Source organism: Janthinobacterium sp. PC23-8 (assembly GCF_002250505.1).
In the GTDB taxonomy this organism is placed as follows: domain Bacteria; phylum Pseudomonadota; class Gammaproteobacteria; order Burkholderiales; family Burkholderiaceae_D; genus Janthinobacterium.
In genome coordinates, this window is sequence record NZ_NJGY01000003.1 from 361,468 (window position 1) to 376,229 (window position 14,762).

14 protein-coding genes are annotated in these 14,762 nt (G+C 60.4%); 6 read left to right on the forward strand and 8 right to left on the reverse strand.

What is annotated here, in order from left to right; genetic code table 11:
• Positions 1 to 22: 22 nt before the first annotated feature.
• From CD932_RS21155 to CD932_RS21175, 5 genes are all read right to left on the reverse strand, one after another.
• Positions 23 to 1,471 (reverse strand): APC family permease, encoded by a 1,449-nt coding sequence (locus tag CD932_RS21155; protein WP_094444773.1) that lies wholly within the window; start codon positions 1,469 to 1,471, stop codon positions 23 to 25.
• A 43-nt stretch (positions 1,472 to 1,514) separates the two neighbouring features.
• Complete coding sequence (locus CD932_RS21160; RefSeq protein WP_094444774.1) at positions 1,515 to 1,892, reverse strand: DUF4440 domain-containing protein; 378 nt, start codon at positions 1,890 to 1,892, stop codon at positions 1,515 to 1,517.
• A gap of 35 nt (positions 1,893 to 1,927) precedes the next feature.
• Positions 1,928 to 3,343: an NAD(P)/FAD-dependent oxidoreductase gene (locus CD932_RS21165; RefSeq protein WP_094444775.1), complete on the reverse strand. Its 1,416-nt coding sequence runs from the start codon at positions 3,341 to 3,343 to the stop codon at positions 1,928 to 1,930.
• A gap of 402 nt (positions 3,344 to 3,745) precedes the next feature.
• Positions 3,746 to 4,228 (reverse strand): hypothetical protein, encoded by a 483-nt coding sequence (locus CD932_RS21170; RefSeq protein ID WP_094444776.1) that lies wholly within the window; start codon positions 4,226 to 4,228, stop codon positions 3,746 to 3,748.
• A 139-nt stretch (positions 4,229 to 4,367) separates the two neighbouring features.
• The gene (locus CD932_RS21175; protein ID WP_094444777.1) at positions 4,368 to 5,819 is read right to left on the reverse strand and encodes a PLP-dependent aminotransferase family protein; all 1,452 of its coding nucleotides are present in this window, start codon (positions 5,817 to 5,819) and stop codon (positions 4,368 to 4,370) included.
• Positions 5,820 to 5,915: 96 nt separating this feature from the next.
• Between CD932_RS21175 and CD932_RS21180 the strand changes: the two genes are divergently transcribed.
• Both CD932_RS21180 and CD932_RS21185 read left to right on the forward strand, forming a co-directional pair.
• On the forward strand, positions 5,916 to 6,356 hold the full coding sequence (locus CD932_RS21180) for a carboxymuconolactone decarboxylase family protein (RefSeq protein WP_094444778.1): 441 nt from the start codon (positions 5,916 to 5,918) through the stop codon (positions 6,354 to 6,356).
• 79 nt (positions 6,357 to 6,435) lie between these two features.
• Positions 6,436 to 6,741: a hypothetical protein gene (locus tag CD932_RS21185; RefSeq protein ID WP_094444779.1), complete on the forward strand. Its 306-nt coding sequence runs from the start codon at positions 6,436 to 6,438 to the stop codon at positions 6,739 to 6,741.
• A gap of 63 nt (positions 6,742 to 6,804) precedes the next feature.
• Here CD932_RS21185 and CD932_RS21190 read toward each other — a convergent pair whose 3' ends face one another.
• Positions 6,805 to 7,983: a multidrug effflux MFS transporter gene (locus tag CD932_RS21190; RefSeq protein WP_094444780.1), complete on the reverse strand. Its 1,179-nt coding sequence runs from the start codon at positions 7,981 to 7,983 to the stop codon at positions 6,805 to 6,807.
• Between the two features lie 362 nt (positions 7,984 to 8,345).
• Here CD932_RS21190 and CD932_RS21195 point away from each other — a divergent pair, with 362 nt between their 5' ends.
• From CD932_RS21195 to CD932_RS21205, 3 genes are read left to right on the forward strand one after another with little or no spacing between them, the layout of a single operon-like run.
• Positions 8,346 to 9,821, forward strand: a complete 1,476-nt coding sequence (locus tag CD932_RS21195) for a PAS domain-containing sensor histidine kinase (protein ID WP_094444781.1) — start codon at positions 8,346 to 8,348, stop codon at positions 9,819 to 9,821.
• On the forward strand, positions 9,821 to 10,258 hold the full coding sequence (locus tag CD932_RS21200) for a response regulator (protein WP_217907341.1): 438 nt from the start codon (positions 9,821 to 9,823) through the stop codon (positions 10,256 to 10,258). Before CD932_RS21195 ends, CD932_RS21200 begins: the two co-directional genes overlap by 1 nt.
• A gap of 22 nt (positions 10,259 to 10,280) precedes the next feature.
• Positions 10,281 to 11,987, forward strand: coding sequence for a GGDEF domain-containing response regulator (locus CD932_RS21205; protein WP_176461081.1), 1,707 nt, complete (start codon positions 10,281 to 10,283; stop codon positions 11,985 to 11,987).
• Positions 11,988 to 12,093: 106 nt separating this feature from the next.
• Here CD932_RS21205 and CD932_RS21210 read toward each other — a convergent pair whose 3' ends face one another.
• Positions 12,094 to 13,092 carry an IS630 family transposase gene (locus tag CD932_RS21210; protein ID WP_094444783.1) on the reverse strand — a complete coding sequence of 333 codons (999 nt, stop codon included), beginning with the start codon at positions 13,090 to 13,092 and terminating at the stop codon, positions 12,094 to 12,096.
• 214 nt (positions 13,093 to 13,306) lie between these two features.
• Between CD932_RS21210 and epsC the strand changes: the two genes are divergently transcribed.
• Positions 13,307 to 14,242, forward strand: coding sequence for a serine O-acetyltransferase EpsC (epsC, locus tag CD932_RS21215; protein WP_094444784.1), 936 nt, complete (start codon positions 13,307 to 13,309; stop codon positions 14,240 to 14,242).
• Here epsC and CD932_RS21220 read toward each other — a convergent pair whose 3' ends face one another.
• The gene (locus tag CD932_RS21220; RefSeq protein WP_094444785.1) at positions 14,243 to 14,713 is read right to left on the reverse strand and encodes an META domain-containing protein; all 471 of its coding nucleotides are present in this window, start codon (positions 14,711 to 14,713) and stop codon (positions 14,243 to 14,245) included. It abuts the gene before it with no gap.
• Between the last annotated feature and the right edge of the window lie 49 nt (positions 14,714 to 14,762).

A 14,762-nucleotide genomic window follows, 5' to 3' on the forward strand; every position in this document is an offset into this window, starting at 1 on the left:
TACGGCTGTGCGACTCTCGCGGTCATGATTGTGCGACGAACTCCGAGAGTTGCTCAAACCGATGCGGAGAGCTGTGGCGAAGGTAGACAGCATAAGCGGAAACGGCGCAGCCAACAAGCACGACGCTCAGCGCCAGCGTGTAGCTCGGCAGAGCTGGCTGGCCCGAGAGCAGTTCGACATGCAGTATCATCTGTACCAAAAAATAGATGAGAATGATCGCGCTGAGGGTCGGCGCAAGCTGGGAGCGCCAAAGCGATACGCCGCTTCGATGCTTTCTAAAGAAGCTGACGATGGCGATGGCCGTCAGGCTCTGTGCCATCAGCACACCGATGGCGGCGGGAATACTTGCCAGCGGCAGGACCTGCAGCATAGGGTCGAGCCCGGTACTTGCGCAGACCAGGATCAGCAGCAGCATCACGGCCGTGTGCGCCGCCGACGCGATGTGTGGCGACTGATGCCGGACATGTGTCTTGGAGAGGGCTTGCCAGACCAGGCCGCGAACCGCCAGGACATGCCAGTATCGCGTGACCACGTTGGTGAAACTGAGGACCGCCGCGAACAGGCTGGTCAGTACCAGAACCGCCGCCGCCTTTGCCGCAGTCGGCCCGGCCAGGGTCGCGAACATGTCGAGCCACATGGCGCCGGGATTCTTGGCGGCCATGTCCAGCGATGCGGACATGCCGAAATGATTGAGCATCAGCCAGATCGATCCCACGAACAGCAGGCCGATAAAGAGAATCGAGCTGTACATGGCGAGAGGCACTGCGCGCTGTGGATCACGCACCTCCTGGGAATAGATGGCGGCCGTCTCAAATCCCATGAAGGAGGCGACGACGAAAATCAGCGACGGTCCGAATCCTGGCGTGAAGACGGCGTCCGGCGAAAAAGGTAACAGACTCAGGGAGTCGCTTGCGGGCCGGTGTAGCAACACCAGCAAGTCGGCAAGCAAGATGACGCCGACTTCGGACGCCATGAGCAGCAACAGCAAGCGACCGCTGAACTCGATGCCTCGCACGCAGAGGAAGTTCGCGGCCACGGCGGACACGCTGGCCCAAATCCACCAGGGCGCGTCAATGCCGAGCGCGGCAAATGCCACGTGCATGAAATGCCCCAGCATGCCATAGCACGCGAGCAGCATCGCATTGTAGGAAAACACCGCAATGCCTGCGCCGCCCACACCGGGGATGATGCCGAGACCTTTGGTGATGTAAGCGTAGAATGCGCCGGCGTTCTGCACGTAAGGATTCATCGCACAAAACCCGACTGCAAATAGCAGATACGCCGCGCAGACAATCACGTACGAACCCGGCAGGCCGATACCGTTGCCCAAGGTAATGCTCGCGGGAACGCCACCGGCCATGGATGTCAGCGGTCCGTTGGTCGTGATCACCATCAGGAACACGCTGAACCAGCCGATCGCGTTTTTTTTCAAGCCGGTGTGTTCGTGCCGGCCATTGGTGTGTTCAGACATGTTCTATCTTCCCGGTGTGGGTGGATGGGGCGTTATGGGGCGGTCAGGCGCCGAAGGCGCCCATGCCGTACATGTCGGCCACGATGACCCATGCGTCGCCACGCTTTGCCCAGGCCGTCAGCGAACGAAAGCGCATGGGCTCTCCGGCCATGCCTTGCGCCGGCGGTGACGACCATTCAAGCCAGCTCACCGCCGCGCCTTCGGCCAGTTCGGTGATGCTGACGGCGCGGATCGACAGGTGCGGCGTGACCTTGAGCATGTCGGTCAGCGCCTCGAGCAGCGCAGAGGCTCCGGAAGTGATGTTTTCGGCGCCCTCGCCGCAGAGGGTGGCATCGTCTGCGAAGAGTTCGTCCCGGACTGCTCGCGCGTCGCCACGTTGGCAGAGGGTTTGCAGCTTTTCGATAGTTTGTTGAAGATCCATGCTTGCTCCTTGCGGTGAGAAATGATTTAGTGGTGTTATTGAGCGCGCGACCGTGGCCGCAGAAAGCCGAGCACATCGCGCGCGCCGCGAATGCCATCCTCGATGGCGCCATCGATGAAACCGCGCCAGCCAACGGCCCAATCGGTGTTGGCGAAGAAGAGCGGGGGCGCCTGGCATTGCAGCGTCGCCAGCACCCTCGTCGTCTGGCCGGGCGCAAACCAGGTCCAACCACCTTTGGAATAAGGGTCGTTAATCCAGTCGTGAGCGATCACCTCTTCGACGCGTATCCCGGGCAGCAAGGCTTGCAGTTCCCTCTCGATCTGTTCAAGGTTGGTGACGTCGATCATGTCGTCCGGCCCGAAGCCGACAATGACCGATTTTCCGTCGACCTCGCGATCAGCCACAGCCATCGTGATCGCGTTGGGATAGGGGGCAAACCCGACCCATGCGCCGACGCTGCGATCAACGCGTGCGATGAATTTGGTGCCGGCGCAGACCTGCCGTTCGAGATGCGCGGCCGACCGTGATGGGGCCAGTGGTGGGTGGAAGTTGATACCCTGCAAGACATTCATCGGCACCGCGACGACGACCGCTTTGCATTCGACGCTCATTGCCCCGGTGCTGACCACGACCTTGCCTGCTTCCGACCGATCGATATGGGAGACAGGAGCGTTGAGCAGCAGGTCGGCGTTGGCGTCTTCCAGCATGGCCAGGGCCAGTGCGCAAGTGCCTTCGGCGATCTTGTAGCGGCCCAGGCGTTCAAGCAGCGCTTGGGTCGAGTAATCGCCCAGTGCCCACCACCGCAGTTGGTCAAAAAAGCCGCCCTTGGCCGGATCGGTGGCGGCATTCATGGTGAGAAACGACAGGACCAATTCGCGCTGCACACCGCTCGTCGTCAGGCCGGCAAGACGCTGCGCAAGACTGATCTCGTCCAGGCCAGGCGCTGCCTCGGCCGTTGTCGCGAAGGGGTGCGGCATTGCCTCTCGGCCGCCCTTGCCGTCGACGTCGCAATAGGCCGTCAGCGCCTCATCCATCTGCTTGCCTATTTGCTGCGCATCACCGGTGACCAGGCCTGCGGCCGTCAGCACGCTCATGCTGGAAGGCGTGCCGCTGAGCGACTCGCGGATGGAGAGACCGTATCGGCGTATCTCACTCCATACATGGGCTTGAGTCCAATGTATCCAGGTGCCGCCGACTTCGTACTTCTCCGCGTCTTTCTGGGCGAGAAATGTGCGACCGCCGATGCGGTCGCGCGCCTCCAGAATCGCCACCTTCAGGCCGCGCGAGCCGAGTTCGCGCGCGGCGGCGATGCCGGCAAATCCCGCGCCCACCACCACCACGTCGTAGACCTCGTTCGGTAGTGCCGCCGCTGGCAGGGCGCCAGGGGACCGCAGGCCGGATTGCACGCTGTTTCCGGCCTCAATACTCACGCCATCAGATGTTGTGTTCATGTGTATGTCAATCAAGTTAGGATCGAATTATTTGCCATTGACCATGGAGTGAAACTTGGTATGTTGACCAACTATAGTCAGCACGACTTTGAGTGTCAAGCAAAATAAATAGAAAGTCCCGTATTGTGGGATTTTGATACTTTTAATGGATGGGGAGACGTCATAGGATCGGGCGGGGAGGCTCTCCGGGCGGCGCAAAGACAGCATGTCGCCGATGTCGCTGTTGCGGCAAGCCGGTCATTGCTCAGGCGTGGTTTTCAGCAGGTGTGTGTGGAGGGGGGATGCCGACACGATTATCGGCTGGGGACGCTCGCAGGCGCGGCGCCAGGCTCCAGGTGCCCAGCGGCACGCGTGTGCGCTGGTGGCAACGGCAACGCTGCCAAAGCGCGCAACATGGACAAGCTATTGCTGGACGACTTGGGGCAGCGACCAGACATACTCCACTTCTTCATCAACCCCCGAGCAGGTCAACAGCAGCTCCGCAGGTTCCTGCGACAAGGTGGCAATCTCGTCCTGGAACGCCATCACCGCCCGCAGCATCTGCAGATGAAATTGCTTGTTGACGCGCACGTCGCCGATCTCCTGTCGCGCGATATGGAGCAGGGCGAAGTCGGCCAGCGTCAGGCTCCTGCCGCCATTGGCCGGCCACTGGCTTGCCTCCTTGAGATCGCCGTCAGCCAGTGCTTCCATGAAATACTCGAGGCTGACCGCGTTCGATTCCTGCACCGAGTGCTGCGAGCTGGCTTTCGTATCGACACAGACCGAAACGGCGCGCGCGGCATGGTCATGGCAAAACGCAAACGTGTACACGGAAATGTTGCGGGACTTGATCTCATCGATCGCCGCGCGCAGTATCGCGTGGAAAAATTCGGCCGCTGTGGACATGGGTGAAAAACTTTCTGTGAATGAATCAAGGCGCCGAGTATAGCCCAGGCTTCTCTTCGCGGCGCCCGCTGGCGCGGTGCGCCGCAGGACAGGTCGATCGTGTACAGTCCACCTGTTTCCTTTATCGGCCAGCAAGTAGTCAGGCCGTCCCGGGCGACATTTCCTGCACGATGCCCAGCAGAATGCCCAGCGCCGCATCGATATCGAGCGTGTCGATGGCGCCATAACCGAGGTACAGGCCGTGCCGGCGTGGCGTTCCATGGTAGAACGGCGCGATCGACAGCAGGCCGACGTCGGCCAGGCGGGCGCGGCGCAGCAACTGTGGGATGTCGAGCCGCACATGTTCCCGCAGCAGCGCCGCCACATGAAAGCCGGCCGTGGTCGGCACCAGCGCGAACCAGGGCGAAAGCGGGCCATCGAACCAGTGCCGCAGGCGTTCGCGCCGGCCCGCATAGACCTCGTGGCAGCGGCGGATATGGCGCAGCAAGTGACCATCCTCGATAAAGCGCGCCAGCGCCAGCTGCATCAAGGTGGGCGTGTGCCAGTCCGTCAGGTGCTTGACGGTCTGCACGGCGCGCACCAGCGCGGCGGGCAGCACCACATAGCCCATGCGCAATTCCGGCAGCATGGTCTTGGAAAAACTGCCCACATGGGCCACCAGGCCGTGGCGGTCCATGCTTTGCAGCGCGTCCGTGGGCCGGCCTTCGTAGCGAAAGGCGCTGTCGTAATCGTCTTCGATAATGACGGCGCCCAGTTCGCCCGCACGCGCCAGCAGCGCCTGGCGGCGCGCCATGCTCATCGGCATGCCGAGCGGGAACTGGTGAGTCGGCGTCGCATAGATCAGCCTGGCGCCATCGGGGATCTGCGCCACCAGCATGCCTTCCCCGTCCACTTCCACGCCGACCACCTTCGCGCCCATGGCACCGAACAGCTGGCGCGCCATCGGGTAGCCCGGTTCTTCCACTACCACGACGTCTCCCGGTTCCAGCAGCGTGTTTGCGAGCAGCGACAAGGCTTGCTGGGCGCCATTGGTGACTAGGATCTGTTCCGGTGTACAAACAATGCCGCGGGTAAAGGCGGCGTGGCCGGCAATTGCCGTGCGCAACACGGGCAAGCCCGCCACTGGCCCGTAGTTGCCGCGTTCGCCGCGCTCCTGGCGCAGCGCCGCTTGCACGCAGCGCCGCCATGCGTCGTGCGGAAACAGGGCAGGGGTGGCGCGCCCGCCGATAAAGGCGTAGCGCGCAAACTCGCTGCGCGGCCCTTGCACCAGCGGCCGTTCCATCGACTCCCAGCGCGCGACTCTTTCGCTGCTGGCAAGCCGGGCGCCGCCAGGGCGGGGCGCGGGCGCGGCAGGCGGCGCCTGCACGAAGCTGCCGACGCCAACCTTGCCCAGCAGCAGCTGTTCATAACCGAGCCTGTCATACACGTCCGATACCGTCTTGCGCGACAGGCCCAGCTGGCTGGCCAGCAGGCGCGACGGCGGCAGTTGCTGGCCGTCGGCCAGGCGCCCGCTGCGTATCGCCTCGCTCAACTGGCGGTACAACTGGCCGCCCAGGTCGCGCTTGCCCTCAAAGCTGATATGTAATTGCATGGTGATGGTCTGCTGTTTTCAGGGGAAATTGGCCTGCCGCGACGCCACGCCGCGCTTCTACAATGGCGTATCTCCACCAGTTCAAGGAACACCATCATGACACAGCAACGCATCGATTTTGTACAAGCTTCGCCCGACGCCAACAAGGCCATGTATGCGCTCGAAGCGGCCATCGCCAAACTGGGCATCGAGCCTTCCCTGCTCGAACTGATCCGCCTGCGCGCCTCGCAGATCAACGGCTGCGCCTTTTGCGTCGACATGCATACCAGCGACGCGCGCAAGGCCGGCGAAACCGAACGCCGCCTGTATGCGGTCAGCGTCTGGCGCGAAACCCCGTTCTTCACGCCGCGCGAACGGGCCGTGCTGGCCTGGACCGAAGCGCTGACTCTGATGGCGCAAGCCCATCCATCGGACGACGCCTATGCGGCGCTGGCGGGGGAACTGACGCCGGCCGAAATGGTCAACGTCACGCTGGCCATCGGTTCGATCAATACCTGGAATCGCCTGGCGGTCGGTTTCGGCAAGATGCCGGCCTAGCCTGAGCGTTCGTTCGCGTACAGACGCAGTTCCTGGCAATGCCCAAGATGGCGGCACGACTTATCAGCCAGGAGCAGCCATGCAAGCAAATGTGGGAGAGGTGGGCAACGCCACCGAGAAAACGTCCGAGCAGCAGGAAGCAGCACGCCGCGAGTTCATCGCCGAACTGTGGCGCCGTTTCGAAGCCTTGCAGGAATGGGCCGTGGGCCACTGGCCCGACCGGCAGCATCCATTGAGCTCGGCCGACTTCGTCGAGACGCGCAAGGAAATCCTCGGCCTGCGCTCGCCGGCCGGACCGTTGAGCCAGCCGTCGCAAAACGATGAAGCCGAGCCGGAGGATGGTGGCGCGCAGTATCGTGATGTGACGCCGGCCCCCTGGCCTTAGGCTGTCAGCAGAAATCCGGGGTCAGGCGGGGACGCCGAGTCCCGCCGGTTCTGACCCCAGTTCTTAGCCTCGGGTTAAAGTTGCCTGCGCCAGCACCCAGCACACCAGCGCCACCACCAAGCCACCCATCACCCCATACGCCAGGTTCAAGGCGCTGTCGAACAGCAGCGGCGCCACCAGCCCCGACACCAGCGCGAACAGCAGCATCTGGATGAATGACTGCATCGACGACGCCAGTCCGCTGTTGTTGGGGAAGTGGTTCAGCGCCATCAGCGTCATCGGCGGCATGGCCAGCGACAGGGCGAACGAGTAGAAGAACAGCGGCAGCACGGCCCACGGCACTGCGGCGGCAAAGAAGTAGTTGTAGCCGATATTGACGGCGGCCGCCACCAGCATCAGGGCAAAGCCGGCCCACACCATCTGGCGCTGGCTGTAGCGGTGGGCGATCTTGCTCGACAGGGCCGAACCGAACACCATGCCGCTGATCAAAGGAATGAACAGCCAGGCAAACGCCGTTTCCGGCAAATGCAGGATATTGATGATGAAGTAGGCGGCCGAACCGATATACAGGGCGAAGCCGCCGAAGGCCGCGCCGATGGCGGTCGACAGCAGCAGGAACTGGCGGTGGCGCAGCACGCTCCAGTAGTTGACGGCGATGCTGCCCAGGTGGAAGGCGTGACGCTGTTCCTTCGGCAGACTTTCCGGCAGGGCGCGCCAGACGACGACGAACATCAGCACACCGAAGGCGGTCAGGAACCAGAAGATAGCCCGCCAGCCCAGCCCCACCTGCAACCAGCCGCCCAGCACGGGCGCAATCGCCGGCGCCAGTGCAAACACCATCATGATGTGCGCGAGGATTTTTTGCGCTTCGGCGCCCGCGTAACGGTCCTGCACGATGGCACGGCCGATCACGGAACCGGCACCGGCCGACAGGCCCTGCAGCACGCGCCAGGCCAGCAGGGCGCCCAGCGACGGCGCCAGCGCGGCGCCGACCGAGGCGATCACGTACAGCACCAGCGAGACCAGAATCACGGGACGGCGGCCGAAGGAATCGGACAAGGTGCCGTAGAACAGCATCATGAAGGCAAAGCAAAACAGGAAAAAGCTCAGCGTCTGCTGCACCAGCAGGGGGCTGGCGTTAAAATCGGTGACGATGGCGGGGAAGGAGGGCAGGTACGTGTCGATCGCCAGCGGTCCGACCATTGCCAGGCCCGCCAGTATCCAGGTTAATAATTTGGTCATGTTTCACAGTGTTTTTGTTAGGCCGCTATTTTACGCTAAGCAAGTACGTATAAAATCTTGTCAATTCTGACTTCCATCACCGGCGCTCTCAAGGTGGCCAACGAGGCTTGCCCGCTGCTCGCGGTGCTCGCACTGCGTCGCATCGGGCGCCTTTGCGGGAGTATCGCCTTGCAAGGCAATACCATTGCCCAGGCGCCGGACAGGTCGCGCGAATTGCCTGCTCCGCCATCGGGTTCTATTCGTCATATTTTCACAATATTTCTTGGTACTTACTTAGCTTGCAAAATTCCAAGGAAGTGCTAGAGTAAAAAATGCATTTTTTTGAATCATTCTGCATTAACTGATCTCGCCTTTGGTGATATATGACCTCTGATGCACATCATGATCGCTTCAGGCTTGTAGTGGATGCGGCCCCTACCGGCATTGTCATGGTGAACTCGCTCGGAAAAATGATGCTGGTAAACCGCCACTTGCTTGGACTATTTGGCTATGCCGAATCCGAGCTGATCGGGCAACCGGTTGAAATGTTGTTACCTCAGCACATGCGCGCGACGCATCCGGGTATGCTGCGCGCTTTTTTTAATAGTCCTTCTATCCGTGCCATGGGGGCCGGGCGAGATTTGTATGCGTGCCGGTACGACGGCAGTGAATTTCCCGTAGAGATAGGCCTGACGCCGATAGAAAGTGAAGGGGATCGCCTGGTGCTTGCCACTATCGTCGATATCACAGAGCGCAAGAATGCCGAGAAGCTGCGAGCCCGCAGTCGCGATCAGTTCAATGCCGTGGTCGAAGCCGCTCCTGCAGGTATTGTGATGGTCGACGAGAATTGCCGCATTACGTTGGTGAATTGCCAAATTGAGCGACTTTTCGGGTATGCGCGACAGGACATGGTAGGTCAGCAGATCGACATGCTGTTGCCAGTGCGCATGCGTATTGATCACCCGGAAAAGGTTCGGCAATTCTTTGGCAACCCTGCCAGTCGCGCCATGGGTGCAGGCCGGGACTTGTATGCTGCACGTAGCGACGGTAGCGAGTTTCCAGTCGAAATCGGCCTCAATCCCATTGATCTGCAGGATGGACGACAAGTCCTGGCCACCATAGTAGACATCACCGAGCGCAAGAAGGCCGAGATCAGGTTATTGCGCGCCAATGAGGGGCTGGAACAATTTGTCTATGTCGCGTCACATGACCTTCGCTCGCCGCTGCGCGGCATTGCTGATTTGTTGGAGTGGATCAAGGAAGACATTCAAGACAGTCCAGTCGCCAACGATAAGGCATTGAGTAATCTCGCACGCGCCACGCTTCGGGTAGCCCGACTTGAGTCGCTCATTGCAGACTTGTTGAGTTATGCACGGGCTGGCTCCGCCGATGCTGAAATCAGCCGCATTGATCTGGCCAGTCTAATCTCCCAAGTGCTGGAACTGCAGCCACTGCGCGCCGGGTTTGAGATTAGACGCGAGCTCGCCGCAGGTGTTATCCACGCGGCGCGTACCCCGATCGAGACGGTATTGCGCAATCTGGTGTCGAATGCAGTGAAGCATCATGATCGTGAAGAGGGCGTATTGACACTGGCAGTTCGCGATAATGGCAAGTTTATCGAATTCTCGGTAAGCGACGATGGGCCGGGCATCCCTGAGCATGCGCAGCAACGCATATTCAAATTGTTTCAGACCGCCTCGTCGAGCGAGCGACAGGGGTCCGGGGTTGGTTTGGCGGTATCAAAGCGATTGACCGAGTCGCACGGCGGCTGGATCGTGGTCGAATCACGGGACGGCCAGCGTGGAACAACATTTCGTTTCTATTGGCCCAATGCCCAGCCCAATCAGGATAGAGGGTAATGATGTCGCTCACTGGCAAATCCGCGTTTTCGATCTTGTTGATTGAAGACGACGACGTTGCTGTCGAAGCGGCCACGCGCAGCCTGCGCAAATGTGGCCTCGACCAGCCCATCTACACAGCCGCCAATGGCGCCGAAGGTCTGGCAGCATTGCGCGGCAATGGTCCGCACGGTGTGTTACCCAAAGCCACCATCGTATTGTTAGACCTTAATATGCCAGTGATGAATGGCTTTGAATTCCTTGATGCGCTTCGCGCCGATACTGCGCTGCGATCGCGCGTGGTGTTCGTGCTGACTACCTCTGATGCCGACGACGACCTGACACGTGCCTATCATCACTGCATTGCCGGCTATATGGTGAAGTCTGCTGTAGGCAATCAGCTCGCTAATCTTGCCAACTTGCTTAAATCCTATGTCGCAGCCATTACACTTGCCTGATGCCGTGGTCGAAAGACACCCGATGCGATTGCTGGTGGTCGACGACGATGACGTGGACCGTGAGCGCATTTGCCGAGTTCTGGCAAAAAGCAGCGTCAGGTGCACGGTGACGGAATCGACCACGTTGGAGTCTGCGCGAATTCTGTTGGCACAGGATGAATATGATTGCGTTTTTCTCGACTACCATCTGGGCAGTAATATTGGCACCGAGTTGCTGCACGAGATCAAGGCAGGCCTGATCTCATATGTCCCCGTGATTATGGTCACTGGCAGCGACAATGAACGGCTGGTAGTACAAGCCATGCAAGAGGGCGCGCACGACTTCATCTCCAAAACCCACCTGAAGGTCGGACTGGTGGAAACCACCTTGCTCAACAGCCGACTGCGTGTCAATCTGGAACGCGAATTGAAGTCAAAGCGAGAACGACTGGAGTATTTGAGTTTCTACGATATCTTGACAGGTCTTCCCAACCGGGCACTGTTTTTTGACCGAGCAGAACAGGCACTACTGGCAGCGGCTCGTGGTAGCCAGCGGTTTGCCATTATGCAGATCGATCTGGATTTATTCAAGAATGTCAACGACAGCTTTGGCCACGGGGCCGGTGACATGGTACTGGCAGCAGTAGCGCAACGTATCCAGGCCGTGTTGCGCAGCACCGATACGGTGGCGCGTTTGGGCGGTGATGAGTTCGCAGTCGTTTTGTCTGAGGCTTCAAACGCCGAGGTCGTTTTACGTGTCGCGGAAAAAATCACGCAGGAAATCCGTCTGCCGATATCCATCGGTGAGCACATCCTGGTCATCGAAGGCTCAATCGGAATCGCGCTGTATCCATCTCACGGTGACTCGGTTCAGACCCTGCTGCTTAAAGCAGATTGGGCCATGTATGCGGCCAAGCACGGCGCCAGTCTGTATCTCATGTACGCGGACGGAATGGAGTCGATGCGGCAACGGCCGGCTTCAGAAAGCAATCGTTTGCGACAGGCCCTGGATCATCAGGAGCTGTTTGTAGAGTATCAGCCTATTCTTGACTTGCGCAATCAGTGCGTCACAGGGGTTGAGGCACTTGTACGGTGGCGGACACCTGAGGGAGAGGTTGTGCCTCCTAGTTTATTTATCCCGCTGGCCGAGCGCTCTCCCCTGATCCACCGATTAACTTACTGGGTGCTGGGCAAGGCATTGGATCAGGTGCAGCTATGGTGCTCGCAAGATTTAATACTACCGGTGTCTGTCAATATTTCCGCTCGTATGCTCGATGACCTGACGCTGGCACCGCGCATGCTGCAAGCACTTGAAAGCCGTAGCCTGGCGACGTCGCTGCTGACGCTGGAACTGACCGAGACCGCACTTATGTCCAATGTCGAGCGTGCGCAAAAAATCTTGGGCGAACTCAGAGCTGCGGGTGTACGCATCTCAATTGATGATTTCGGCGCTGGCTTCACTTCCTTTAAATATTTGCGCCAGATGGATGTGTCCGAAATTAAGGTAGATATGGCTTTTACGGGGGATTTGGCGCAAGGGTCACGCGATAGCGTGATTGTTCGCTCGATTGCTCAGATAGCCAACGGGTTTGGCATCACAGCGGTTGCTGAGGGTATCGAGAATTTGGAGGACGCTGCCAAGTTGCTGGCGCTTGGTTGTCATAGCGGCCAAGGGTATGGCATTGCACGTCCAATGCTCGGTGAGTGCATCGCCAAATGGGTGGCGCAATGGAATCTGGAGCATGCTTAAATACACGCGGCGGTGCGGGAGTGCGATTCTGCTGCACCGCGCACCGCAAGTCGAATGACTAACTCAGGCCAACCCTTCACATTCCCTGAGACGAGGTACTAAGTAGTTACGCAAAATTTACTGTGAATGCTTTTCCATAATTTTCCATGATGGAACGAACTTCGTCGCGCAGGCTGTCACCCGTGAGATAACGGAAGCGGCGCCAGACGTACTTGGCTTGTTTCCACAGGATTTCGATACGGTTCAGTTCCGGACTGTAGGGCGGCAGGTAGTATAAGTACAAGCCCTGCTGCTCCCATTGTTGGCGCTTTTCCCGCATCGGCTCACCCTTGTGAATAGCGGCGTTGTCGAGCACCACGATACGCGGCGCCGAATGCGCCTGGTTTGCCAACTCGTCCATGAACGCCATCACGTCCTCGCGTGTCGTACGCTTGTCGTGCATACGCCATATCAGCGAGCGGTCATGGCGCAACGCCCCCAGTACGTTGACTCGTTGCTCATGCGTGCCTGAACGTGCGGCGCGCGTGTGTCCCGTCGACATCCAGCCATACTGGAGCGGGGGATTCGGGCCAAAGCCCGCCTCATCGAAATACAGCAACTCGCATTGACCGGCCCGCGCCATGGCCCGCAGCGAGGCGAGCGCCCCATAGGCGCGCTCGAAGGCCGCCTCATCGCGTTGCCCTTTCAAGCTCAAGCGACAGCGCTTGTAGTGCAAACCCATCCGGCGCAAGTAGCGGCGCACCGTGCAGCGGCTCAGGCGCTCTCGTCCCCGTTCCAGCCAGCGCCGCAGCAGCGAACCCGAACTTCCGCCTTCCTCCCGTGCCAACTGTCCCAGTTCGTGCTGCCGCTGGCGCGACAAACTCGGTGGCCGACCGCTGTGCCGACCCTCATACAAGCCAACCAGTCCCAGGCGCACCCAGCATTGCCGCCAATGCTCCACGCTATTGAGATGCACATTAAACTCATCGGCAACTTGCTGTAGCGTCATCCCTTGACCCAGCAGCCGTACTCCTTGGGCGCGCCGCCGCGTACGCGCGTGCGAATGGTAAATCCCCATCTCCAGCAGCGTCCGGTTCTCTTCCTCACTCAATTCCAATCGTTTCATCGCTGCAAATCCTCCATCTCGCTTCGCATGGAGGTTAGACAGTATTTTTTGCGCGATTACTTAGTGGGCGCGATGCCGTTGGCGAGCTCCGGCCAGCATATCGATATGCGTTTTTCGCATATCGATGCATGAAATGCTTCCTTGGGTTTGCGCACCGCTGCCGCTAAGATCGGGCGACCCGGCCTGCGCGCCGTTTTATTTGAAATGAGCAGCCATGCACAGCATTGATAGTCCGGCCCGCGTCGACGACACGGTCCAGTGGAACCTCGGCCCGGTGATCGCCGCGCTGCGCGTGTCGCGCGAAGAAAAGCACAAGATCCGCCACAACGGCCGCGTGCGCGAACTGCCGTCGCGCGAGGCCTTGACCAGCATCGTCAACGGCCTGTCGGCGGCGCTGTTTCCCACTCACTACGGGCGGCCCAACCTGACCGATGAAAGCATCGACTACTTTGTCGGCGACACCCTCAACACCACCCTGAACCGCCTGAGCGAACAGGTGCGGCGCGCTCTGCTGTTTTCCGCGCCAGGCGGTGCGCAGAGCGAGGCGGTCGATGACGCCGCGCTGGCGGCAAAAGCGCGCGATATCACGCGCCAGTTTGCCGCCAGCCTGCCCGGCATCCGCGCGCTGCTGGTGTCCGACGTGCAGGCCGCCTATGCGGGCGACCCTGCCGCCACCTCGGTGGCCGAGATCATGCTGTGCTACCCGGGCACCATCGCCATCCTGTACCATCGCCTGGCACACCAGTTGCATACACTCGGTTCGCCGTTCCTGGCGCGCCTGGTGGCCGATATCGCCCATACATTGACGGGCATCGACATCCACCCTGGCGCGCGCATCGGTGCGAGCTTCTTTATCGACCATGGCACCGGCGTGGTGATCGGCGAGACGGCCATTATCGGCGAGCGCGTGCGCCTGTACCAGGCCGTCACCCTGGGCGCCAAGCGCTTCCCGGCCGACGAATCGGGCGTGCTGATCAAGGGCACGCCGCGCCACCCCATCGTTGAAGACGACGTGGTGATCTACGCGGGCGCCACGGTGCTGGGACGCATCACGATCGGCGCCGGATCGACGGTGGGCGGCAATGTGTGGCTGACGCAAAGCGTGCCGGCAGGAAGCAATGTATCGCAGGCACACAGCCGGCATGATTGATTATTTCAGCGCCTCATAGCGCGCCACCGCCACCCCGTCCTTCAACAACAGCAACTGCTGCCCGTCAAAGCGATAGCCGTTGACGGTGCCCAGGATTTTGAGCAACTGCTTTTCCAGGTCCATGTCGGCCGCCTCACACGCCATCATGGTGCCGGCCAATTGCGAAAACATCAAAGTGCTGCTGCCGTTGGTGCCGTAGGCGCCCATCATCTGGTTGCAGCCGCTATGGCCGCTGACACGGCCGTCGTTGAAAACGATGGTCACGTCGCGCTGGCGCGGCGGGGTGCGCGTCACGGTCTTGCCGTTCAACAGTTTCAACTTCCAGGTGGTGCCGAAGAGCGGCGGCGCCGGTGTCGCCGGCGCGCTGGCGACAGGCGTGCTGGCGGCCTGGCTGGCGGGCGGGGTTTGCGCGCAGCCGGCGATGAGCAGCGCGGCGCCCAGCATGGAAAAAGCTCGGAAAAACGTCAACATGGCAATCCTCGGTGTAATGAATGGCGGCAGATTAAGAAGTGCGCCGGGC